The 18,499-nt window shown below is 66.5% G+C and carries 21 protein-coding genes; 13 read left to right on the top strand and 8 right to left on the bottom strand.

Translation table 11 applies throughout. The annotated features are described in order from the left end of the window. Window positions 1-9: 9 nt before the first annotated feature. From VYJ16_RS15800 to VYJ16_RS15790, 3 genes are all read left to right on the top strand, one after another. Window positions 10-219 carry a hypothetical protein gene (locus VYJ16_RS15800; RefSeq protein ID WP_336351666.1) on the top strand — a complete coding sequence of 70 codons (210 nt, stop codon included), beginning with the start codon at window positions 10-12 and terminating at the stop codon, window positions 217-219. Next, window positions 156-566 (top strand): DM13 domain-containing protein, encoded by a 411-nt coding sequence (locus VYJ16_RS15795; RefSeq protein ID WP_336351661.1) that lies wholly within the window; start codon window positions 156-158, stop codon window positions 564-566. Before VYJ16_RS15800 ends, VYJ16_RS15795 begins: the two co-directional genes overlap by 64 nt. Window positions 567-645: 79 nt before the next feature. Then, the gene (locus VYJ16_RS15790) at window positions 646-1,329 is read left to right on the top strand and encodes an RNA ligase partner protein (RefSeq protein ID WP_336351278.1); all 684 of its coding nucleotides are present in this window, start codon (window positions 646-648) and stop codon (window positions 1,327-1,329) included. Window positions 1,330-1,338: 9 nt separating this feature from the next. On the opposite strand, the gene VYJ16_RS15785 is transcribed toward VYJ16_RS15790, so the two are convergent. Further along, the gene (locus VYJ16_RS15785; protein ID WP_336351277.1) at window positions 1,339-2,148 is read right to left on the bottom strand and encodes a response regulator; all 810 of its coding nucleotides are present in this window, start codon (window positions 2,146-2,148) and stop codon (window positions 1,339-1,341) included. A gap of 129 nt (window positions 2,149-2,277) precedes the next feature. On the opposite strand from VYJ16_RS15785, the gene VYJ16_RS15780 reads away from it, so the two are divergent. After that, window positions 2,278-2,916, top strand: a complete 639-nt coding sequence (locus VYJ16_RS15780; RefSeq protein ID WP_336351276.1) for a metallophosphoesterase family protein — start codon at window positions 2,278-2,280, stop codon at window positions 2,914-2,916. A gap of 208 nt (window positions 2,917-3,124) precedes the next feature. Next, a complete protein-coding gene (locus VYJ16_RS15775; RefSeq protein ID WP_336351275.1) occupies window positions 3,125-3,403 on the top strand; it encodes an amphi-Trp domain-containing protein in 279 nt (92 codons plus the stop codon). Between the two features lie 143 nt (window positions 3,404-3,546). On the opposite strand, the gene VYJ16_RS15770 is transcribed toward VYJ16_RS15775, so the two are convergent. Genes VYJ16_RS15770 through VYJ16_RS15750 form a run of 5 tightly spaced genes read right to left on the bottom strand, consistent with a single transcriptional unit; the run spans window position 3,547 to window position 8,818 of the window. Then, window positions 3,547-4,293: an ABC transporter ATP-binding protein gene (locus tag VYJ16_RS15770; RefSeq protein ID WP_336351274.1), complete on the bottom strand. Its 747-nt coding sequence runs from the start codon at window positions 4,291-4,293 to the stop codon at window positions 3,547-3,549. 40 nt (window positions 4,294-4,333) lie between these two features. Beyond that, on the bottom strand, window positions 4,334-5,155 hold the full coding sequence (locus VYJ16_RS15765) for an ABC transporter ATP-binding protein (protein ID WP_336351273.1): 822 nt from the start codon (window positions 5,153-5,155) through the stop codon (window positions 4,334-4,336). Continuing rightward, window positions 5,148-6,515, bottom strand: coding sequence for a branched-chain amino acid ABC transporter permease (locus tag VYJ16_RS15760; protein ID WP_379762711.1), 1,368 nt, complete (start codon window positions 6,513-6,515; stop codon window positions 5,148-5,150). The genes VYJ16_RS15765 and VYJ16_RS15760 overlap by 8 nt, the downstream gene beginning before the upstream one ends. A gap of 47 nt (window positions 6,516-6,562) precedes the next feature. Continuing rightward, entirely contained in the window at window positions 6,563-7,477 is a 915-nt protein-coding gene (locus tag VYJ16_RS15755; RefSeq protein WP_336351271.1) for a branched-chain amino acid ABC transporter permease, read from the bottom strand. A 12-nt stretch (window positions 7,478-7,489) separates the two neighbouring features. Continuing rightward, the gene (locus tag VYJ16_RS15750; RefSeq protein WP_336351270.1) at window positions 7,490-8,818 is read right to left on the bottom strand and encodes an ABC transporter substrate-binding protein; all 1,329 of its coding nucleotides are present in this window, start codon (window positions 8,816-8,818) and stop codon (window positions 7,490-7,492) included. Window positions 8,819-8,998: 180 nt separating this feature from the next. On the opposite strand from VYJ16_RS15750, the gene VYJ16_RS15745 reads away from it, so the two are divergent. From VYJ16_RS15745 to VYJ16_RS15710, 8 genes are all read left to right on the top strand, one after another. Next, the gene (locus VYJ16_RS15745; protein WP_336351269.1) at window positions 8,999-9,835 is read left to right on the top strand and encodes a proline dehydrogenase family protein; all 837 of its coding nucleotides are present in this window, start codon (window positions 8,999-9,001) and stop codon (window positions 9,833-9,835) included. Between the two features lie 154 nt (window positions 9,836-9,989). Then, a complete protein-coding gene (locus VYJ16_RS15740; RefSeq protein WP_336351268.1) occupies window positions 9,990-10,217 on the top strand; it encodes a HalOD1 output domain-containing protein in 228 nt (75 codons plus the stop codon). A gap of 428 nt (window positions 10,218-10,645) precedes the next feature. Beyond that, a complete protein-coding gene (locus VYJ16_RS15735; RefSeq protein ID WP_336351267.1) occupies window positions 10,646-11,833 on the top strand; it encodes an ABC transporter substrate-binding protein in 1,188 nt (395 codons plus the stop codon). A 1-nt stretch (window position 11,834) separates the two neighbouring features. Continuing rightward, window positions 11,835-12,380, top strand: a complete 546-nt coding sequence (locus tag VYJ16_RS15730) for a DUF7552 domain-containing protein (protein ID WP_336351266.1) — start codon at window positions 11,835-11,837, stop codon at window positions 12,378-12,380. Window positions 12,381-12,382: 2 nt separating this feature from the next. Continuing rightward, window positions 12,383-13,531 (top strand): FAD-dependent oxidoreductase, encoded by a 1,149-nt coding sequence (locus tag VYJ16_RS15725; RefSeq protein ID WP_336351265.1) that lies wholly within the window; start codon window positions 12,383-12,385, stop codon window positions 13,529-13,531. Window positions 13,532-13,533: 2 nt separating this feature from the next. Then, window positions 13,534-14,697 carry a FecCD family ABC transporter permease gene (locus VYJ16_RS15720; RefSeq protein ID WP_336351264.1) on the top strand — a complete coding sequence of 388 codons (1,164 nt, stop codon included), beginning with the start codon at window positions 13,534-13,536 and terminating at the stop codon, window positions 14,695-14,697. Next, window positions 14,694-15,659 (top strand): ABC transporter ATP-binding protein, encoded by a 966-nt coding sequence (locus VYJ16_RS15715; protein WP_336351263.1) that lies wholly within the window; start codon window positions 14,694-14,696, stop codon window positions 15,657-15,659. Before VYJ16_RS15720 ends, VYJ16_RS15715 begins: the two co-directional genes overlap by 4 nt. A gap of 876 nt (window positions 15,660-16,535) precedes the next feature. Beyond that, the gene (locus VYJ16_RS15710) at window positions 16,536-16,859 is read left to right on the top strand and encodes a GIY-YIG nuclease family protein (RefSeq protein WP_336351262.1); all 324 of its coding nucleotides are present in this window, start codon (window positions 16,536-16,538) and stop codon (window positions 16,857-16,859) included. A gap of 103 nt (window positions 16,860-16,962) precedes the next feature. Here the strand turns inward: VYJ16_RS15710 and VYJ16_RS15705 are convergent, their stop codons facing one another. Both VYJ16_RS15705 and VYJ16_RS15700 read right to left on the bottom strand, forming a co-directional pair. Further along, entirely contained in the window at window positions 16,963-17,322 is a 360-nt protein-coding gene (locus VYJ16_RS15705) for a HalOD1 output domain-containing protein (RefSeq protein WP_336351261.1), read from the bottom strand. A gap of 273 nt (window positions 17,323-17,595) precedes the next feature. Then, entirely contained in the window at window positions 17,596-18,318 is a 723-nt protein-coding gene (locus VYJ16_RS15700; RefSeq protein ID WP_336351260.1) for a helix-turn-helix domain-containing protein, read from the bottom strand. Window positions 18,319-18,499: the final 181 nt, after the last annotated feature.

Below are 18,499 nucleotides of genomic sequence, written 5' to 3'. Positions count from 1 at the left end.
CGAACGGGTATGAAACGACGGACGCTCCTCGGCGCGGTCGGTGGTGTGACTCTCCTCGGCGGCGGGTACCTCGGGTGGGAACTGTTCGCGCCCGAGCGGGCGACCGTGGTCGACGAGGACCGCGTCGCGGGGAAGAGCGACGACCAACCGCAGGAATCGATGAACGACACGACCACGACTGGCGACGGCGGCAGCGAGGCGGTGGTGCGACGGTCCTGAAGCGCGGCGAGTTCGCGGGGAAGGACGGCCACGAGTGCTCGGGGACGGTCGAACTCGCCGAGGACGCCGAGGGGCGATTCCTCCAGTTCCGCGACTTCCAGATGACGCAGGGCCCGGACGTCTACTGTTACCTCACCCCCGACGCGGACCCGGACACGAAGGCCCAGATAGCGGCCGGGAGGAGAGTCCGCATCGACGGTGGCGCGGACGGTGGCGAACTGACGAAGACCGGGACGTTCGCGCAGTCCCTCCCCGCTGGCGTCGACGGCGACGACGCCAACGGCGTCGCCGCGTGGTGCGACGACTTCTCGGTTCCCTTCGGCGCCGCGACGCTCGAATCCGTCTGAGCGCGCCGCGCTATCGGTGCTCCCGGCTGCCGTCGCGGTCGCCGGAACGCTATAGACGGCTGCCCGCCTCACTCGAGGTATGTCGCCGGACCTCCCCCGCCAGCGGTTCGTCCTCGACACGTCGCTGTTCATCACCGAGGCGATACGGCGAGACGGCGAATCGATGGAGGACGCCGTCCTCCGACTCCTCGACCTCGTCGCGACCGCACGACTGGAGCTCAACATCTCCTGTTACGTGCCGCCCTCGATCCACGACGAACTCTCCGCGATGCTCCGCGAGCGCGACGTCGCGGACGAGGTGTTCGAACGCCTCGACACGTGGGTCGTCAGGAAGAGCCCTGACCGCTACGGCGTCACCATCCCGGCGGACATCGTCTACGAGTTCATCGACGAGATGAGCGATCGCGTCGACCGCGGCCTCCGCGTCAGCGAGGAGGCCTTGCGCGAGGTCGAGCAACTCGACCCGGAGGCGCTCGCGGCCGACGAGAACAGTGGGGATTACATGACGGAAGCCGACCGCATCCTGTCGTCGATGCGGGACAAGTACCGGCGTGCGCTCCGCAAGGGCGTCCTGGATTCGCGCGAGGACTTCGACCTGCTCGTGCTCGCCCGCGAACTCGACGCGGGCGTCGTCACCGAGGACCGCGGCATCATCTCGTGGGCCGACGAGTTCGGTCTCCGGTACGTCCGCGGCGGACAGTTCCCGACGCTCCTCGAGGAGTACCTCCGCGCGACCGGCGTCGACGGCTACGACGACGCCTGACGCCGGTTCTCAGACCGCCGGGTACGTGCCGTTCCGGTACTCGCCGACGACCTGCCGGATGCGGTCCGCGAGCAGGTCGAACTGCGCCGCGCCACCGCTCTTCTGGAGGTACGCACTCACGCCGTGGTCGGACGCCTTGAGCCGCGTCTCCTCGGTTCCCTTCCCGGTGTAGATGACGAACGGCACGGTCTCGTCGACGCGACGGATGGCCTTCAGGAAGTCGAGCCCGCTCGACCCCGGCATGTCGTAGTCGCTCACGATGCAATCGAACACGGTCGACTCCAGGGCGTCGAGCGCGCTCTCGGGGTTCGACGCGGTCGTCACCGAGATGTCGTCGTGGTCGGACGCGAACTGGTCGACGAGTACCTCGCGGAGCGGTTCGTAGTCCTCGACGAACAGGACCTCGATGCCTTCGGCGTCGCCCAGTACCGCGACGTCGTTCGTCCCGGTCGCGCCGTGAACGCTCTCGGCGAACGAGAGCTCGAGCCAGTCGTCGAGCCGGTCGGGCTCCGCGCGTAGCACGACGTCGTTCGTGTCGCGGTTCCAGTCGACGACGCCGAGCAGCTGGAGTTTCGGGAGATGGAGGTGAAAGAGCGCGTTCTCGACGGTCGACCGGACGTCGTCTGCGTTCGTTCGGTTTCGCGGCGGGACCGTGGCGACGACGACGTCGACGAGGTCGTCGAAGGAGGCTGTTCGGTGACGTTTGAGGTGGAAGAGGACGTTTCGACGACTCGGGTCGCCGAGGGCGACCCCGAAGTTCTCGGCGGAGACCGTCTCCCGTCCACCGGTCTCGTTGTCTTCGGGCTGTTCGTGTGCCATAACTGCGTGAGATAGGGTTTCTGGTCGCTTAGCTGTACCGTTGGGGTCGTCGATGGGCGAGGTGAACGCCTCCGGTCGCTTCTCGCGAAATATCAACGCTAAAGGTGGCCGACCGGCGTTCTCTACCAGATGCTCGTCCTCGGCGACGCACACGCGGTCGAACCGGACCGGCGACGAGCGCTTCGCTCGGCGTACGAGGCGTCGGGCGCGGCGACGGCGCTCCAGCTCGGCGACCTCATGTACTACGATCTGCCGGTCCCGACGTGGTTCATCGCGGGGAACAACGAGGACCTGGACGTCATCGAGGCGCTCCGCGCCGGCGAGCACCCGCCGGGGACGGAGAACGCGAACCTCCTCGCCAGCACGACCGTCGACCTCGAGGGCGTCCGGTTCGCGGGGCTCTCCGGGAACTTCGCGCCGACGCAGTACCACAAGTCGCGAGCGAACCTGCACGGCGACCGCCGCCGACATTTCGTCCGCGACGACGTCGACGCGGCGAAACGCCTCGAGGACGTCGACGTCCTCCTCTCGCACGAGGCGCCGAACGGCCTCCTCCAGTACGAGCACTACGACCCCGGCTGCGACCAGGTCGACGACATCCTGGACGCGCTCGACCCCGACCTCTGTCTCGTCGGGCACCACCACGAGCACCTCGAGATGACGTACGGTGACACGCGCGTCGTCGGCCTCGACGCCGCCTGGCGGAGCTACTACGACCTCGACACGTCGAACCTGACGCTCGAACGGTTCGAGACGCCCGACGCCTGAATCGTCGCCGACCGGTGCGTCGACGTTCGCCGAGAGCGCTGCCGAACCCGCAGACGCCGCGAACGAGGACGACGAGGGTCCGCGGCTTCCGTCCCCGGACCACCGGCCGAACACGCACCACCACCTGTCCTGTCGGTATCCAGTTAGAGACTCCCCGCCAGTGAGAATCATGCCCGTCGCTTTCGACCACTGATACCCCTCATCAGGTATGGGAGAACTCGAAACGGAAGAACAGAAGACGCGTGCGGAGGTCGCGTCGTCCCTCCGAGACCTGGCCGAGCAACTCGACGGTGACGGCGGCGTGACGCTCGACCTCGGCGGAACGACGGTGCAGTTTCGGCCGACGGACCCCGTCACGTTCAAGCTCGAAGGAGAATCGGACTGGTCGCAGGGAGACACGGAAGCCAAACAGAGCATCGAGCTCGAACTCGTCTGGTGGCGAGCGGCCGCTTCCGCCGAGGAGGGGGCACTCGACGTCCGCGAGTGACCGGTGGCCATCGGTCGTGTTCCGGGCGAAACTCGGATGCACGACCGACTCGCTCTTCGTCTGCAGTATCGTCGTCGAGATGACTCTCAGCGGCGGATTTCGACGACGGCAAAGAAGCCGAACGCGGCGTGGTTGGGGTGGACTCAGCCGCCGAGGTAGAGCCGCGACACCTCGGGGTTGTCGAGCAGGCCGTCGGCGTCGTCGGCGTACGCGACCGTCCCCTGGTCGAGCACGAAGCCCTTGTCGCTGATGGCGAGGCCCTTCCGGGCGTTCTGTTCGACCATCAGGATGGCGGTGCCGAGTTCGTTCACCGCCTGCACGTCCGCGAACACCTCGTCCGCGGTGTTCGGTGCCAGGCCCGCCGAGGGTTCGTCGATGAGGAGGACGTCCGGCTCCATCACGAGCGCTCGCGCGAACGCGAGCACCTGCCGCTGACCGCCCGAGAGCGTCCGCGCCTTCGCGGACTGCTTCTCGGTGAGCAGCGGGAAGCGGTCGTAGAGCTGGTCGATGATCGGGTCGAGGTCGTCGCTGCGCGCGACCCCGCCCATGCGGAGGTTCTCCTCGATGGTGAGGTTCCCGAACACGTTCTCCGTCTGGGGAACGTACCCGATGCCGGTGCGGACGATGTCCTCGGGCGCCATCCCGCCGATGTCGTCACCGTGGTACTTCACGTGGCCTTCCCACGGCGTCAGCATCCCGAAGACGGTCTTCAGGACCGTGGACTTCCCCGCGCCGTTCGGGCCGACGAGGCACGCGATCTCGTCCTCGGCGAGCGTCATCGACAGGTCGTCGAGGACCTGGACGTCGCCGTACCCGGAGTCGACGTTCTCGACGGAGAGGACGACGTCCTCGTCCGCGTCGCGTTCGATGACGCCAGTGCTTGCGCTCATGCGGACGCACCTCCCGTCCCGGCTGGGTGCGTGAGCCCGGTCATTCGCCCGGTCCTCCGAGGTACGCGTCGATGACGCGGTCGTCGTTCCTCACTGCGTCCGGCGTCCCTTCGACGAGGACGCTCCCCTGGTCGAGGACGATGATGGGGTCTGCGAGGTTCATGATGAAGTCCATGTCGTGTTCGATGATACAGAACGTCACGCCCTCTTCGTTCAGGCGCGCGATCTGGTCGCGGAGCTTGTTCGCGAGCGTCGGGTTGACGCCGGCGACGGGTTCGTCGAGCAGGAGCACTTCGGGTTCGGCGAGCATCGCGCGAGCGAGCTCGACGAGCTTCATCTGCCCGCCGGAGAGGTCGGTCGCGGCCTGCGTCGCCAGGTGCCCGATCTCGAACTCTTCGAGGATGCGCTGGGCGTCCTCGAGGTTCTGCTTCTCCTGGTCGTGGACCTTCCCGGGGTTCGTGAACAGCGAGATGAACGACTCGCCGTCCTGCGCTTGCGGGCCGACGAGCATCGCCTCGCGGACCGTCATCCCTTCGAGCTTCCGGGGCGTCTGGAACGTCCGGATGAGGCCGTGTTCGGCGACCTCGTGCGGTTCCGCGTTCGTGACGTCCGCGCCGTTCACCCGGACCGCGCCGGAGTCCTGCTCGTAGAACCCCGTGATGAGGTTGAACAGCGTGGACTTCCCGGCGCCGTTCGGGCCGATGAGGCCCGTGATGGTGCCGCGCTCCACCTGGAACGAGGCGTTGTCGGTCGCGACGAGGCCACCGAACGTCTTCCGGAGGGTGTCGACCTCGAGGACGACGTCCTCCTTCTCCATGTTCGGGCCGTCGAGCAGCCGTTCCTGGGGCTGTTGTTCACTCATCGCGACCACCTCCGTTGGCTTGCACGTCGTCGCCGGACGAGGGCGCGTCCCCGCCGGAGTCGTCGGTCGCGTCCTCGGTCACGTCGTCGCTCGCGTCGTCGAGCGATTCGGGGTCGTGGACCGACCCGGTCTCGTTGTTGTTGTCCGTGACCTTCGCTTCGCGAGCGGCTTCGCGACCCGGGACGTCCGCGTCGGCGAGCGCGCTCGGCCAGATGAGTTCGCGCTGGGGCGGCAGGACGCCTTCCGGCCGCCAGCGCATCACGAGGATGATGATGACGCCGACCGCGAGCAGGCGCGTGCTCGCGAAGTTCCCGACGATGGTCGCGTACGTCGACTCGATGACGCCAAGGAGCGCCGGTAAGTCCACGGGTAACGTGTCGGGGAGTGCGCCACCGAGGAAGCGCGTGCCCTCCTGGATGGCGATGATGACGAACCCGCCGAACATCGCACCGCGGTTCGACCCGCTCCCGCCGAGGATCACCGCGATCCAGACGTAGAACGTGTTGATGGGTTCGAGGTCGCCCGGGCTCACGAACAGGTTCAGGTGCGCGTAGAACACGCCCGCGAGCGCCATGATGACGCTCCCGAGCACGAACGACTGCATCTTGAACGCGTACGTGTTCTTCCCGAGCGCCTCCGCGAGGTCGTCGTCGCTCCGGATGGTCCGGAGGACGCGCCCCCACGGGCTCTGGTGGACGTGCCGGAGCAGCAGGTAGACGACGCCGACGAACACGGCCACGACGAACACGTTCAGGAGCGCCTGCCAGAACGACTGCCCGATGGTGAACCCGAGGATGCGGACCGTGAAGATGCCCGGGATACCGACCTCCAGTTGCTGGAAGCGTAGCCCCGGCATCGTCTGCGGGAACGTCGCGAGGAACGGCCACCCCTCGAAGAACCCGGGGATGCCGCGGAGTCCCGCGCTCCCGTTCGTCAGCCAGCGTTCGTTCAGCATGAGCAGCCGAACGACCTCTGCAAGACCGAGGCTCGCGATGGCGAGATAGTCCGTGCGCAGTCGTAGCGTCGGGATGCCGATGATGACCGCGAGTACCGCCGCGAGCACGAGCCCGAGCACGAGCCCGACGAGCGGATTGAAGCCGCCCGCGAGCGGCGAGGAGTCCGCGGTCAGGAGCGCGGTCCCGTACGCGCCGAGGCCGAAGAACGCGGCGACGGAGAAGTTGATGAGGCCCGTGTACCCCCACTGGACGTTCAGTCCGAAGCTCAGCAGGATGTACATGCCGACGAGCCCGACGAGGTACAGGAAGTACGCCGGGCCGAGGCCACCCGTGATGAGGCCGTAGAACAGCAGCGCCATGAGGGTGACGACGAAGCCGGCGACCCCTTTCTCCGCGCGCGTCATCTCCGCGACGTACCCCCGCGGGTCGCCGAGGAACGTCGCTCGTTCGGTCATGACGCGGCCTCCCCCACGATACCCGTGGGGCGTGCGAGGAGCACGACGACCATGATGACGAACGCGACGGCGTTCGCGTACTCGATACCGATCGGGATGCCGATGTCACTGAGCAGTGGCGTCATCTGGTTGATCATCCCGATGAGGAACCCGCCGAGCATCGCGCCGTAGACGCTCCCGATACCGCCGAGGATGACGGCTGCGAACACGACGAGCAGGATGTCGAACCCCATGCGTGGCGACAGCTGGTTGAAGAGGCCGAGGAAGCCGCCGCCGGCGCCGGCGAGTCCGGCGCCGATGATCCACGTCCAGATCTCGATGCGGTTCGTGCGGATGCCCGAGATGCGTGCGAGGTCCGGGTTGTCCGCGGTTGCGCGCATCTTCCGGCCGAGGTCCGTGTACTGCAGGAGCGTGTGGAGGCCGGCGACGAGCACGACCGCGGACCCGACGATGGCGACGTCGTGCAGCGTCACGCGGACGCCGTACGGAATCAGCCACTCGATGGGTCGCAGGACCTGGATGCCGAACTCGGTGAAGTCGGCGCCGAACCCGAGCCTGATCGTGGCGCGGTAGACGAACGCGACCCCGATGCTCGTGATGAGCAGGCCGATGGAGTCCAGGTCGATGGGCTCGTAGATGATCTTGTGCGTGACGACCGCGACGAGTGCCGCGACGACGACGCCGACGAGTAACGCGACGAAGAACCCGTACGGGATGCCGAGGACGACGCCGCCGAGGGTGCCGACGGTGCCGAACGTGACGAGCGTCGCGTACGCGCCGACGGTCATCGTGTCGCCGTGCGCGAAGTTCGCGAAGTTCGCGATACTGTACACGAGCGACAGCCCGATACTTGCCAGTACGATGATGCTACTGAACACCAACCCGTTCGCTGCGTATTCGAGAACGGACATTGTCGGAGGGTGTTACTCCGAGGAGATGGTGCCCGTCGTGACGTACTCGTGATCTTCGACCGTGAAGATCTGGAGGAAGCCAGCGGGGTCGCCGTTCTCGTCGAAGTCGATGGGGCCGGACACGCCCTGGTAGTCGATGTCCGACGCGGAGCCGTCCTCGCCGAGGACCTCGACCGCTTCCGCGTACGTCGAGACCTGTTCGCCGTCCGGACGCGTGACGTCGCGGACGGTGTCCTGGAGCGCGCTCGGGCTGAAGTCGTCCGCGGTGTGGATGGCGAGCGCTGCCGTGATGACGCAGTCGTACGCGTACGCGGACCACGCCGTCGGCGCGCTCCCGTGCTCCTCCTCGAAGCGGGACGCGAACTGCTGGTAGTTGTCCTGGTCGATCGCCGCGCTCGGCGCGACGACCTTCATGCCGTCGAGGCTGCCCTCGGGCGTGTTGTTCAGGACTTCGGGACCCTTCACGGAGTCGGCGCCGTAGAACTGCGCCTCGTACCCGCTGGAGTACGCTTCCTGGGCCATCGTCGTGAACTCGGGCTGGTACGTGATGAACAGCCACGCGTCCGCGCCGGAGTTCGCCATCCCGGAGACGACGCTCGAGTACGACGACTGTCCCTGGTCGTGGCTCTGGTTGTACGCGACCTCGCCGTCCCACGCGCTCGTGAAGGCGTCAGTGATGCCCTGGCCGTAGTCGTTGTTGATCCACGTGATCGCGACGGAGTCGTGGCCGTCGTCGGCCATGATGTCCGCGAGCGCACCGGACTGGACGCGCCCGGTCGGGCTCATCCGGAGGAGGCCGGGGAAGTCGCTGAGCGCCGGGCTCGTGGAGTTCTGACTGAGCTGGACGACGTCCGTGTTCTGGATGACGGACTGGTAGATCGCCAGCGAGACGCCGGAGCCGACGGCGCCGATGACGAACGGAACCTCGTCCTGGTTGACGAGCTTCTGTGCGGCGGACACGCCCGCCTGACTCTGTGATTGGGAGTCCTCGACGACGATGTCGAGGTCGCCGCCCTTGATGCCTTCCGCGTTGACGTCCGCGAGCGCGAGGTCCTTCCCGCGCTGGTTGCGTTGCCCGAACGCGGACAGCGAGCCGGTGACGGAGTCAACCATCCCGATCTGGTAGCTGTCCATTCCGCTGCCGCCGTCGCCGCCGTCGCCGCCGTCGCTCCCGTCGCCGCCGTCGCCGCCGTCGCCCCCACTGCCGCCGTCGCCGCCGTCGCCTTCGGTCTCGGTCTCGTCTGTCGAGGTGACACAGCCGGCGAGCAGTCCGATACTGCCAACGCCCACGCCTTTCAGTACGTCTCTGCGAACCTTTCCGCGCTTGTCATCAGGTGCCATAGCGGTGTGCAGAATCAATAATGAACTACAGGCCTATAGTACCGCCCGACCATGGTCGGAATGCAGCCAAAATCGCCTGAGGACGGCGATAAACCGCCGTAAACGTTATTTGCTGACCATTCGGCCGTGAAACGGCTGGTCGGGTGCCCCTATACCACGACACAGCTATGGACTACACGCATGATTCCGCCGATAGCGAGTAACTTCGTCGCGGGGAAGACGCCCGCGACCGCACTCGACCACGCGGCCGAGACGAACCGGGACGACGTCGCCGTCATCCTGAACCTCCTCGGCGAGCACTATCACGACCGCGAGCCGGCCGACGCGGACGCGGACGCCTACGTCTCGCTCGCGAAGGACCTCGCGGCGAGCGACGTCGAGGGCTGTATCTCGGTGAAACCCAGTCAGATCGGGTTGGGTATCCGCGACGAGGTGTTCGAGGAGAACCTCGCTCGGATCGTCGACGCTGCCACTGACCGTGGCGTCTTCGTGTGGATAGACATGGAGGACCACGAGACGACCGACGTGACGCTCGACGCGTTCGAACGGCACGCCCGGGAGACCGACGGGAACGTCGGCGTCTGCATCCAGGCGAACCTCAAGCGCACGAGCGACGACCTGGAGCGCCTCGCACCGCTCCCGGGGAAGGTCCGCCTCGTGAAGGGCGCGTACGACGAGCCGAAGTCGATCGCGTACAAGGACAAGGCTCGCGTGGACGAGTCCTACCGGGAGCTCATCGCGTACGCGTTCGAGCACTTCGAGGACGGGGTCGCCGTCGGGAGTCACGACCCGGCGATGATCGAGCACGCTCGCGAGCTCCACGAGGAGTACGGGACGCCGTACGAGATCCAGATGCTGATGGGCGTCCGCGAGGACGCGCAGCGCGACCTCGCCGCCGAGGACGTCGACGTCTACCAGTACGTGCCGTACGGGAGCAAGTGGATGCAGTACTTCTACCGGCGGGTCCGCGAGCGCAAGGAGAACCTCCTGTTCGCTGCACGTGCCGTGTTATCATGAGTGCCGCGGGGCTCTGGCGGTCGGCTGGTGACCGGTCCGCAGAAGGGACGGGCGCCACCCGGTGGTACCGCGGACGGGCGGTTTCCTCCCTAGAAAAACCGGTTAACAGTTCAAAGTTGCAGTCTCTAAGTAGTCCCGAACCCTGTAACCGACAATGAATCCGATAGTCGACATCGTCAGTACCGTCGCGGAGGCCACGGGTGAGTCCCACACGGACCTCCCACCGCTCCTGGAGACCATCGACCCGGACGCGATCGTCGCGTTCGTCGACTCGGCCGCCGACGACGCCAGTCTCGCGTTCGACTATCACGGGCACCGCATCACCGTCGACGGAAGCGGTGCCGTCGAGACGGCGCGCCTCAGCGAAGCGGCACTGGACTGACCGCACCGGGCAGACCGCCGTCGCTGACTCTTCTCGCGTCGTTCGACCGTTTTACTCGGTCGTGCTCGTCGCTTCGGCCCGTGTTACTGTCCGGTCTTCTTTGGGGCGCTTGCCCGGTTCCGTCGGCCGCCAGATGGTGCAGCGAGTGTCCCCGAGCCACGAACCGGTGGATTTAGGTCTGCCTAACTTAGAGTCGTAGTCGACGGTTCCCGGACCGACCGATGGACCCGGCGTCGGACGACCATCTGGCTGCGTGGCCAGGCGTCGAACGACGACCCGTCGAGTGCCCCGGCGTCGGTTCGGCCCTCGCTCGTTCGCGTTCGCGTTCCTGCCTCCGACCCATCGACGCCCCATACGACACCGAACACCTGATTTAGGCCGGCCTAAAAATCGAAAGCCATTTAGTTGTTTAGGGTTGCCTAAATCGTATGAGCGACGAAGACGGTGCACGTCACACACGACGCGCGTATCTCCTCGGCGGGAGCACACTGCTCGCGAGCACGCTCGCCGCAGGCTGCATGAGCACGGGCGACCAGGGCGCGACCGACGACGAGAGCGACGCCACCGCCACCACCGAACCGACCACCACCGGTGAAACGACGACCCAGGACGACGGCCTCGACACCCCCTACAGCGTCTCCATCGAGCCCGTCGGCGAGGTCGAGTTCGACAGCGTCCCCGAGACGTGGGTCGCGAACAACGGCTCGTGGGCGGACATGGGGGTCGCGCTCGGCCTCGAACCCCCGAAGGCGCTCTGGCTCACGTCGCGCTACCACACCCAGTACTACGACGACGTCGACGGCGTCAGCGTCGACGCGAGCGACATGGTCTCGCTCTACCAGGACGGCGTCAGCAAGGAGCTGTTCTACGAGCTCGACGCCGACGTCCACGTCATGGACCCGAACTTCCTCCAGAACCGGTTCCAGGGATGGGACCAGAGCGACGTCGACGAGGTCGTCGAGAACGTCGGCCCCGTGTTCGGGAACTGCATCTACGCCCAGCACTACCCGTGGCACGAGGACTACCGGTACTACTCGCTGTACGAGGGCTTCGAGAAGCTCGCGCAGGTCTTCGGGCGCGTCGACCGCTACGAGGCGTTCGAGGCGCTCCACGACGACTTCCAGGCGAACCTCGCACCGGCGGTCCCCGGGAGCAGCGAGCGGCCGTCCGTCGCCGTGCTCTGGGGCGTCGGCGACCAACCCGAGCAGTACTATCCGTACATCATCGGCGACGGCACCGGGTTCAAGCACCTCCGCGACCTCGGCGTCCGCGACGCGCTCGCCGAGACGAGCATCAAGGACTTCCACGGGAGTCGCGCCGCCATCGACCTGGAGACGCTCCTCGACGTCGACCCCGAGGTCCTCATGCTCCGCGGCTACGAGTCGAAGACCCGGAGCGAGTTCGAGGACACCGTCGTCTCGTTCCTGGAATCCCACGACACCGCGAGCGCGCTCACCGCCGTCGAGAACGACGACGTCTACCGCGCCGGCGGCCTCTACCAGGGCCCCATCACGAACATGGTCCTGACCGAACGCACCGCCGAACAGCTCTACGGCGTCGAGAAGCAGCTGTTCGACCGCGACCGCGTCGCCGACATCGTCGCGGGGGACGTCTGAGATGGCAGCGACCGACGACACGGGAGACGACCGACCGACCGACGGTGTCGCCGACAGTGAGGCGACGAGAGTCGTCCAGGACGGCGCGGGAGCCGCGGACGCGGCCGCAGCGGTCCGGGAGGCGCGAGAGACGATTGCCGACCTCGCGGCCGACGACGGCGAGTTCGTCGTCGTCGGGAAGGACACCGGCGTCAGCCCGGACCCGGTGTCGTCGGTCACGTTCGACGCGTACGAGGCCGCGGAGCGAGCGCGCGACGCGGCGGCGCGGTATCGCGCCGCGATGCGCGACGTCGACCCGGACCTCCCGACGTACGACCTCGTCGTCTGCGAGCGCCAGACCGAGGCGGTGGAGCTCGCGACCGTCCGCGAGTCGACGGACGAACGCCGCAAGAACGGCGTCCCGCGCGCTCGCCAGACCGTCACGGTGACCGGTGACAGACGCGACGAGTGGCTGCGCGTCGAGAACGCACCGCTCGTCCATCTCTCGGGGCCCGAGTCGCTGCTCGACGACGAGTTCGTGACCAGACAACTGCAGTCGAAGCTCTGAGCATGACCGACGAGCACGCGAACGGCACGGGCGACGGGTCGGGGACGGAGCCCGACGCGGGCACCGTCGACGGCGCCGAAGTGGACGAGACGACGGTCGACGTGGTCGTCGTCGGCGGTGGCCCGGCAGGCTCTTCGGCGACCGTGTTCGCGGCCCGGTACGGCCTGGAGACGGTCGTCTTCGACCGCGGGAACTCCGCGCTTCGACGGTGCGCGTACCTCGAGAACTACCTCGGCTTCCCGGGGGGCGTCGACGTCGACGTCTTCCACGACCTCGTGCACGCGCACGTCGCCGAGATGGGCGCGCGCCGCGTCGAGGAACTCGTCGACGCCGTCGAACGGCTGGGGCGATCCGAGGACGACCAGGCGGTCGACGGCGCCGGCGATGCGAACGACCGCGACGACGCGCGCTTCCGCGTTCGGACCCAGGAGGGGACGACCGTCCTGGCGACCGACGTGGTCGCGGCCGCGTGGTACGACGGGTCGTACCTCCGGCCGCTCGAGGCGACGGCGCCCGACGGCGGCGGCGACCTGTTCGTCGAGCACGAGCACCACGGCGAGGTCGAGGAGCGATTCGACCCCGAGTACGCCGACGACGGCGGCCGCACGCCCATCGACGGCCTGTACGTCGCGAGCCCGTCGGGTGCGCGGAGCGCGCAGGCGGTGGTCGCGGCGGGGAACGGGGCGCACGTCGCCCGGTCACTCATCGAGGACCGGCGGCGCGCCCGCGGGCTCTCCGGCGAGGTCGCGCCGGAGTACGATTGGCTCCGGCAGGCGAGCGAGTTCAGCGGCGAGTGGGCCGACCGCGACCGCTGGCGCGAGTGGTTCGAGAACGAGCTCGGGGACGACCACGACCTCGACGACGACGAACTCGCCGACCTCCGGGACGACTACGTCGAGGAGGCCTTCGAGACGCGCGTCGACGACGCTACGGTCGACGAACGTGCCGAACGCGGGCTCGCGGCGTTCGTCGACGTCGTCGGCCTCGAACGCATCACGGACGCGGTCGGTGCGGAGGCGGTCGTCGACGCGGTCGGTGCGGAGGCGGTCGTCGACGCGGTCGGCGCCGACGCGGTGCTCGACGCGGTCGACGACGAGGCGATACGCGAGCGCGCCGCCGTAGACGATGCGATCACGGAGGCGAGCGACTAGTCATGGCGAGCGAGACCCAAGAGGCGCGGAGACGCTCCGAACAGAGCAAGGGCTACTTCGGGTTCGTCGACGCGTCGCTCGTCTCGCTGTGCATCGCGAGCGTCGGCGTGGTCGTGCTCGGCGGGCTCGTCCAGGTGAGCTTCGGTGCGTTCTCGATGACGCTCGTCGAAGCCTGGCAGGCCGTCTTCAACCCACAGGTCGTGTTCGATCTCGACGCGTGGAACGCGTTCGTCTTCGGTGGGGAACTCCCCGAGATGAACAAGCGCAGCCTCATCGTGTGGAACATCCGGCTGCCGCGCGTGTTCGTCGCCGTCCTCGTCGGCATGAACCTCGCGATATCGGGCGCTATCTTCCAGGCGGTCACGCGCAACGAGCTCGCGAGCCCGTTCATCCTCGGCGTCTCCTCGGGGGCGGGCCTGATGATCCTCGTCACGCTCGTCCTGCTCGCTGGCGCGAGCGTCACCGTCCCGTTGCTGTTCCTCGGCGAGTTCGTCCTCACCCCGTCGGCGTTCCTCCCCATCATCGCGTCGGTCGGTGGTATCGTCGCGTTCCTCGTCGTGTACGCGATCGCGTGGAAGAACGGGACGAGTCCCGTGAGACTCGTGCTGGCGGGCGTCATCGTCGGCACCATCTGTCAGTCGCTGCAGACGGGCCTGTTCTTCTTCGCGGACGACCTCGGCGTCGTCCAGTCCGCGATTGCGTGGACGACCGGGTCCTTGACAGGCACGGACTGGGAGCAGGTGCGGATGGCGCTCCCGTGGACGCTGTTCGCGGTCACCGCGGCGTTGTTCGGTGCGCGCCAGCTGAACGTCCTCTTGCTCGGCGAGCGCACCGCGAACGCGCTCGGGATGAACGTCGAGCGCGTCCGGTTCGCGCTCTCGGGCGTCGCGGTCCTCGCCGCGGCGGCGAGCATCGCCGTGGCGGGTATCGTCGGGTTCGTCGGGCTCATCGTCCCGCACATGGTCCGGAACGTCGTCGGGAGCGACTACAAGAAGCTCGTCGTCGGCTGCCTGTTCGCCGGCCCGGCGCTCATGGTCGCCGCCGACGTCGGTGCGCGCCTCGCGCTCAACCCCGTCCAGATCCCGGTCGGTATCGTCACCGGGCTCGTCGGCGGGCCGTACTTCCTCTACCTGATGCGGAAACAGGAGGCGATGGGGGAGATATGACGCGCGAACGAGACCACGCCGACGGCGGCGAGCGGACGCAGGCTGCGGACGGCGGACGCGAGCGGACGGACGGTGGGCCCGGAGCCGCCGCGCGACCGTCGGCCGCCGACGGCGAGCACGAGTCCCGGGACGAGACCGCAGCGTCCGGTCGCGACGCGACCGCTGACGCGAGCGAGCTCGTCGGCGAGCAACTGGAACTCGGGTATCCGACGACCGAGGAGCCCGTCGTCGAGTGCGAGCACGTCGTCCTGCCAGCCGGGGAGGTGACGGCGCTCGTCGGCCCGAACGGGAGCGGGAAGTCGACGCTCCTGAAGTCGATGTCGAACCAACTGGACCCGTGGGCGGGCGGCGTCGTCCTCGACGGCGAGCGCGTCCGGTCGTTCGACGCGAAGGACCTCGCGCGCAAGCTCGGGTTGCTCTCGCAGCACAACAACGCGCCCGAGAGCATCACGGTCGAGGACCTCGCGTACCACGGCCGGTACCCGCACCGCGGGTTCTTCGAGTCGGTGTCGGAGACCGACCACGAGGCGGTCGACCGCGCCATCGACCTGGCGGGCGTCGAGCACCTCCGCCACAGCGAGATGAGTAACCTGAGTGGTGGCCAGAAGCAGCTCGCGTGGATCGCGATGGTGCTCGCGCAGGAGACGGACGTCCTCCTGCTGGACGAGCCGACGAACCACCTCGACCTCCACCACCAGCTTCGCGTGATGGAGGTCCTGAACTCGCTGAACGAGGACCACGGCGTCACCATCGGCATCGTCCTGCACGACGTCGGGCAGGCGGCGCGGTTCGCGGACAACCTCATCGCGATGGCCGACGGCGAGCTCTACGACTGGGGGCCGCCGCGGGAGGTCCTGACCGAGGAGTTGCTCGCGGACGTCTTCCACGTGGACGCGACCGTCGACCACGAGAGTCCGACGGGCCCGCACATCTCGCCGCACGCCGCGCTCGAGAACGGTTGAACTGCTCAGTTTCACATTCACTCCGGTTTCCCTAGTATTACACCAGTTCGCAACTAAGTCCGTACCAAGTACGCCCCGGTTGCGTTCCCGGTCAAGCCATCTGTCGCATGCCGGCAGCTGGAATATACAAAGATCGCAGCCCGCACAGGTTGTCGCAAGGCAATCAGACCTCGCTTGCCGAATGGCAATGAGCCCACTCTCGGGGGCAATAGGAGGCTGACAAAGTACACCGAAGTGTGCGGCCCAGCATCCGTCTTGCTGGAGTCGACGGCGCGAGCCCTCGGCTGTTCGCGATGCTCAGGCAACCAGGTCTAGCCATGCGTATCCCTCTCCGTTGGCTACGGTCCCAGACCGAAACGGTTGATGCGGTGTTGTAGCGGTGCGGGATGCGGTGGTGAAGCGGTCCGAATTGTGGTGGAGTAGTAGTGCGAGTGCTGTGTGGTAGGTTGATCGTAGTGATGCGCAGAGTTGGTTTCTCGAATCTTCGTGGTTCGAAAAGTAGCTCCGTCTGTCATGTTTGGTTTCGCGGTCTGTCGCGCAGGACGCACTTAAACCGCATCGGTTGCGTCTCTCGACGGACCGAGTGGGAATAAGCGCGTCCTGCGGCGACGGTCGACCTGCGAAACATGACAGACGAAGTTCGTTATCTGTCCGGTAGTGGTAACGCTGACGACCAATCTAGTGGTGAGGACCGAGAGCTCGATACTCTCAAGGAGGTGTTCCTGATCTTGATTGGGGACGTGGAGCTTATCGCGGCCGATTCGCTTCCGTTACTGCTGATGCTGTTCGGGTATCTTGCACTCGTCGTGTATCGGTATCGTGTACGCCAGTCGGTCACTGAATCGGATACTCACTAACATTTCACTCCAAACGACAATGTCATCAACAGCGACAGCTACGTCCAGTTCCGAGACGAAGACAGTCTACATCCTTGCCCTGGCCGACGACACGTACTACGTCGGGGCAACGAACCAGCTCGCCCGCCGACTCCGGCAGCACCGAGACGGTCACGGTGCAAAGTGGACGCAGCGACACGAGGTCGTTGAACTCGCCGCGTTCAACGCGAACCTATCCCGCTGGCAGGCAGTCGAGAAGGAGACCACTTTACGCATGATGGCAGCGTACGGTTGGCGGAACGTCCGGGGCGGTCCCTGGACACAGCGCGATCTCTCGTCTCCGCCAGCGGCGCTCGACCAGTAGTCGGCGGGAGTCCCGTTGGATTCTCCGAGTCACGACTCAACTACCGTTGCTTCGGAATGCTCGCGTATTTACGGACTTTTAGCAGCGAAGCATCGGCTAACCGCTATTGAGAACGTGGGCTATGACGCTCTCCTTCGAAGATTGGTTCGGGTTCGGTCTCCTCGCTCGCGTCACAGATACGGATTCGACCGTCGTAACTCACGAAGATGTTCCACTTGTCTATCAGCAGCCCCAGGAGCAGTTCACCGTCTGAATGGTCACTATACCTCTGCATTAATTGCGTAATCGCGTCGAAGTCGACTGATTCGTACAATGGCGGCAAGTCCAGTGGGGCAACGCCTTCGGCTTCGGCGACTGCATCCACGAACGCTTCCGTGAACGTTCGCTCCCCGTCTTTCTTGAACGTCGTATCGCTGACCACTGTGCAAGTGCGATACAACGCCATCTCCGGTTCTCTTGCCATGACATAGTTACGCTCGGTGAATATATACTCCTTTGTTACTTTCTGAGTGACTGAGAACTGTGTGTGACTGGGGACGATGGGCGACAGGATCACACCGGAAACGTGCGATAACGGGGTTCTGATTGACGAAATCACCTATTCGTGTGGACGCCGGCCGAACGCTCACCTTGCGGCACGAATCAGCCGACTCGTCAAGAAGCCGTCGTCGTCGACCTGGGAGTCACTTGGTCGAAGCGTCCCGTCAGTAGCGACGTCACGCAGCGTGAACTGAACTCAGAGATCCTGTGGGTCGAGGAGCTTCGATTCGGCCTTCCGGAGGTGCTCGAGGAGCGTCGTCTTCGAGACGTCGAGGTCGTCGGCGAGGTCGCGCGTCGAGCAGCCGCGAGGCCACTGGTAGTAGCCGGCTTCGCGAGCGTGCTCGAACACCTTCCGTTGCGTGGGGGTGAGCGAGTCGAGGCGGCGTTCGCGTTCGCTGCGCGGGCTCCCGCTGTCCGGGCCGGTGATGGCGGCGATGGTGACCTCGGCGCCGGCGTCCTCGCGGACGCCGTCGAGCGCGTCCTCGATGTCCTCGCGTTCGCCCGTGAAGCACACCTGCCACTCCTCGCCGCCGTCCTCGATGCGGACGGGCGCGCTGTGGACGAACCCGTGCTCGAGTAGCGTCGGACACACCATGTCCGCGGGGTCGTACTCGAGGAAGAACTCGCGGACGACGTTCCCGGGGGCGTCCCGGGCGCGCCCGAATCGCTCCTGGAGTTCCAGGAGTTCGCCGGCGTACTCGGACTCCTGAATGGTCTCGAGGAGCGTGTCGACCTCTTCTTGGGTGTCGCCGAACGCGGTGAACAGTCCGTTCACCGATTCGGGCGCCGTCATCGGGGTGTTGTAGATGGCGTGTGCGAGGACGCCACCGTCTACCTGTTCGGTGGCCTCGATGGCCCAACAGTTCGGGTGCCAGAGCGAGAGCGTGAGCCGCGTCCCGGCGTTCGCCGCTTGACTCATCCTCGTATCGTACATGCTCAGCGAATATGTTTGTGACGGCCTGACAACCCGGGCGACCATGGTCGGCCTTCGGCAAGTATTGCTAGCCTGGGTTTCCATCCCGGTGGCGGCAACTACCGGGGCGGACCCCACGTGGTCTCCCACATATTCAAGCACCCGGGCGTTCCAGAGACGGTGACCG

It is taken from the genome of Halorubellus litoreus (assembly GCF_037081675.1).
In the GTDB taxonomy this organism is placed as follows: Archaea; Halobacteriota; Halobacteria; order Halobacteriales; family Natrialbaceae; genus Halorubellus; species Halorubellus litoreus.
Note: the sequence above shows the minus strand (reverse complement) of the source record. Positions and strands in the feature narration are given on the sequence as shown.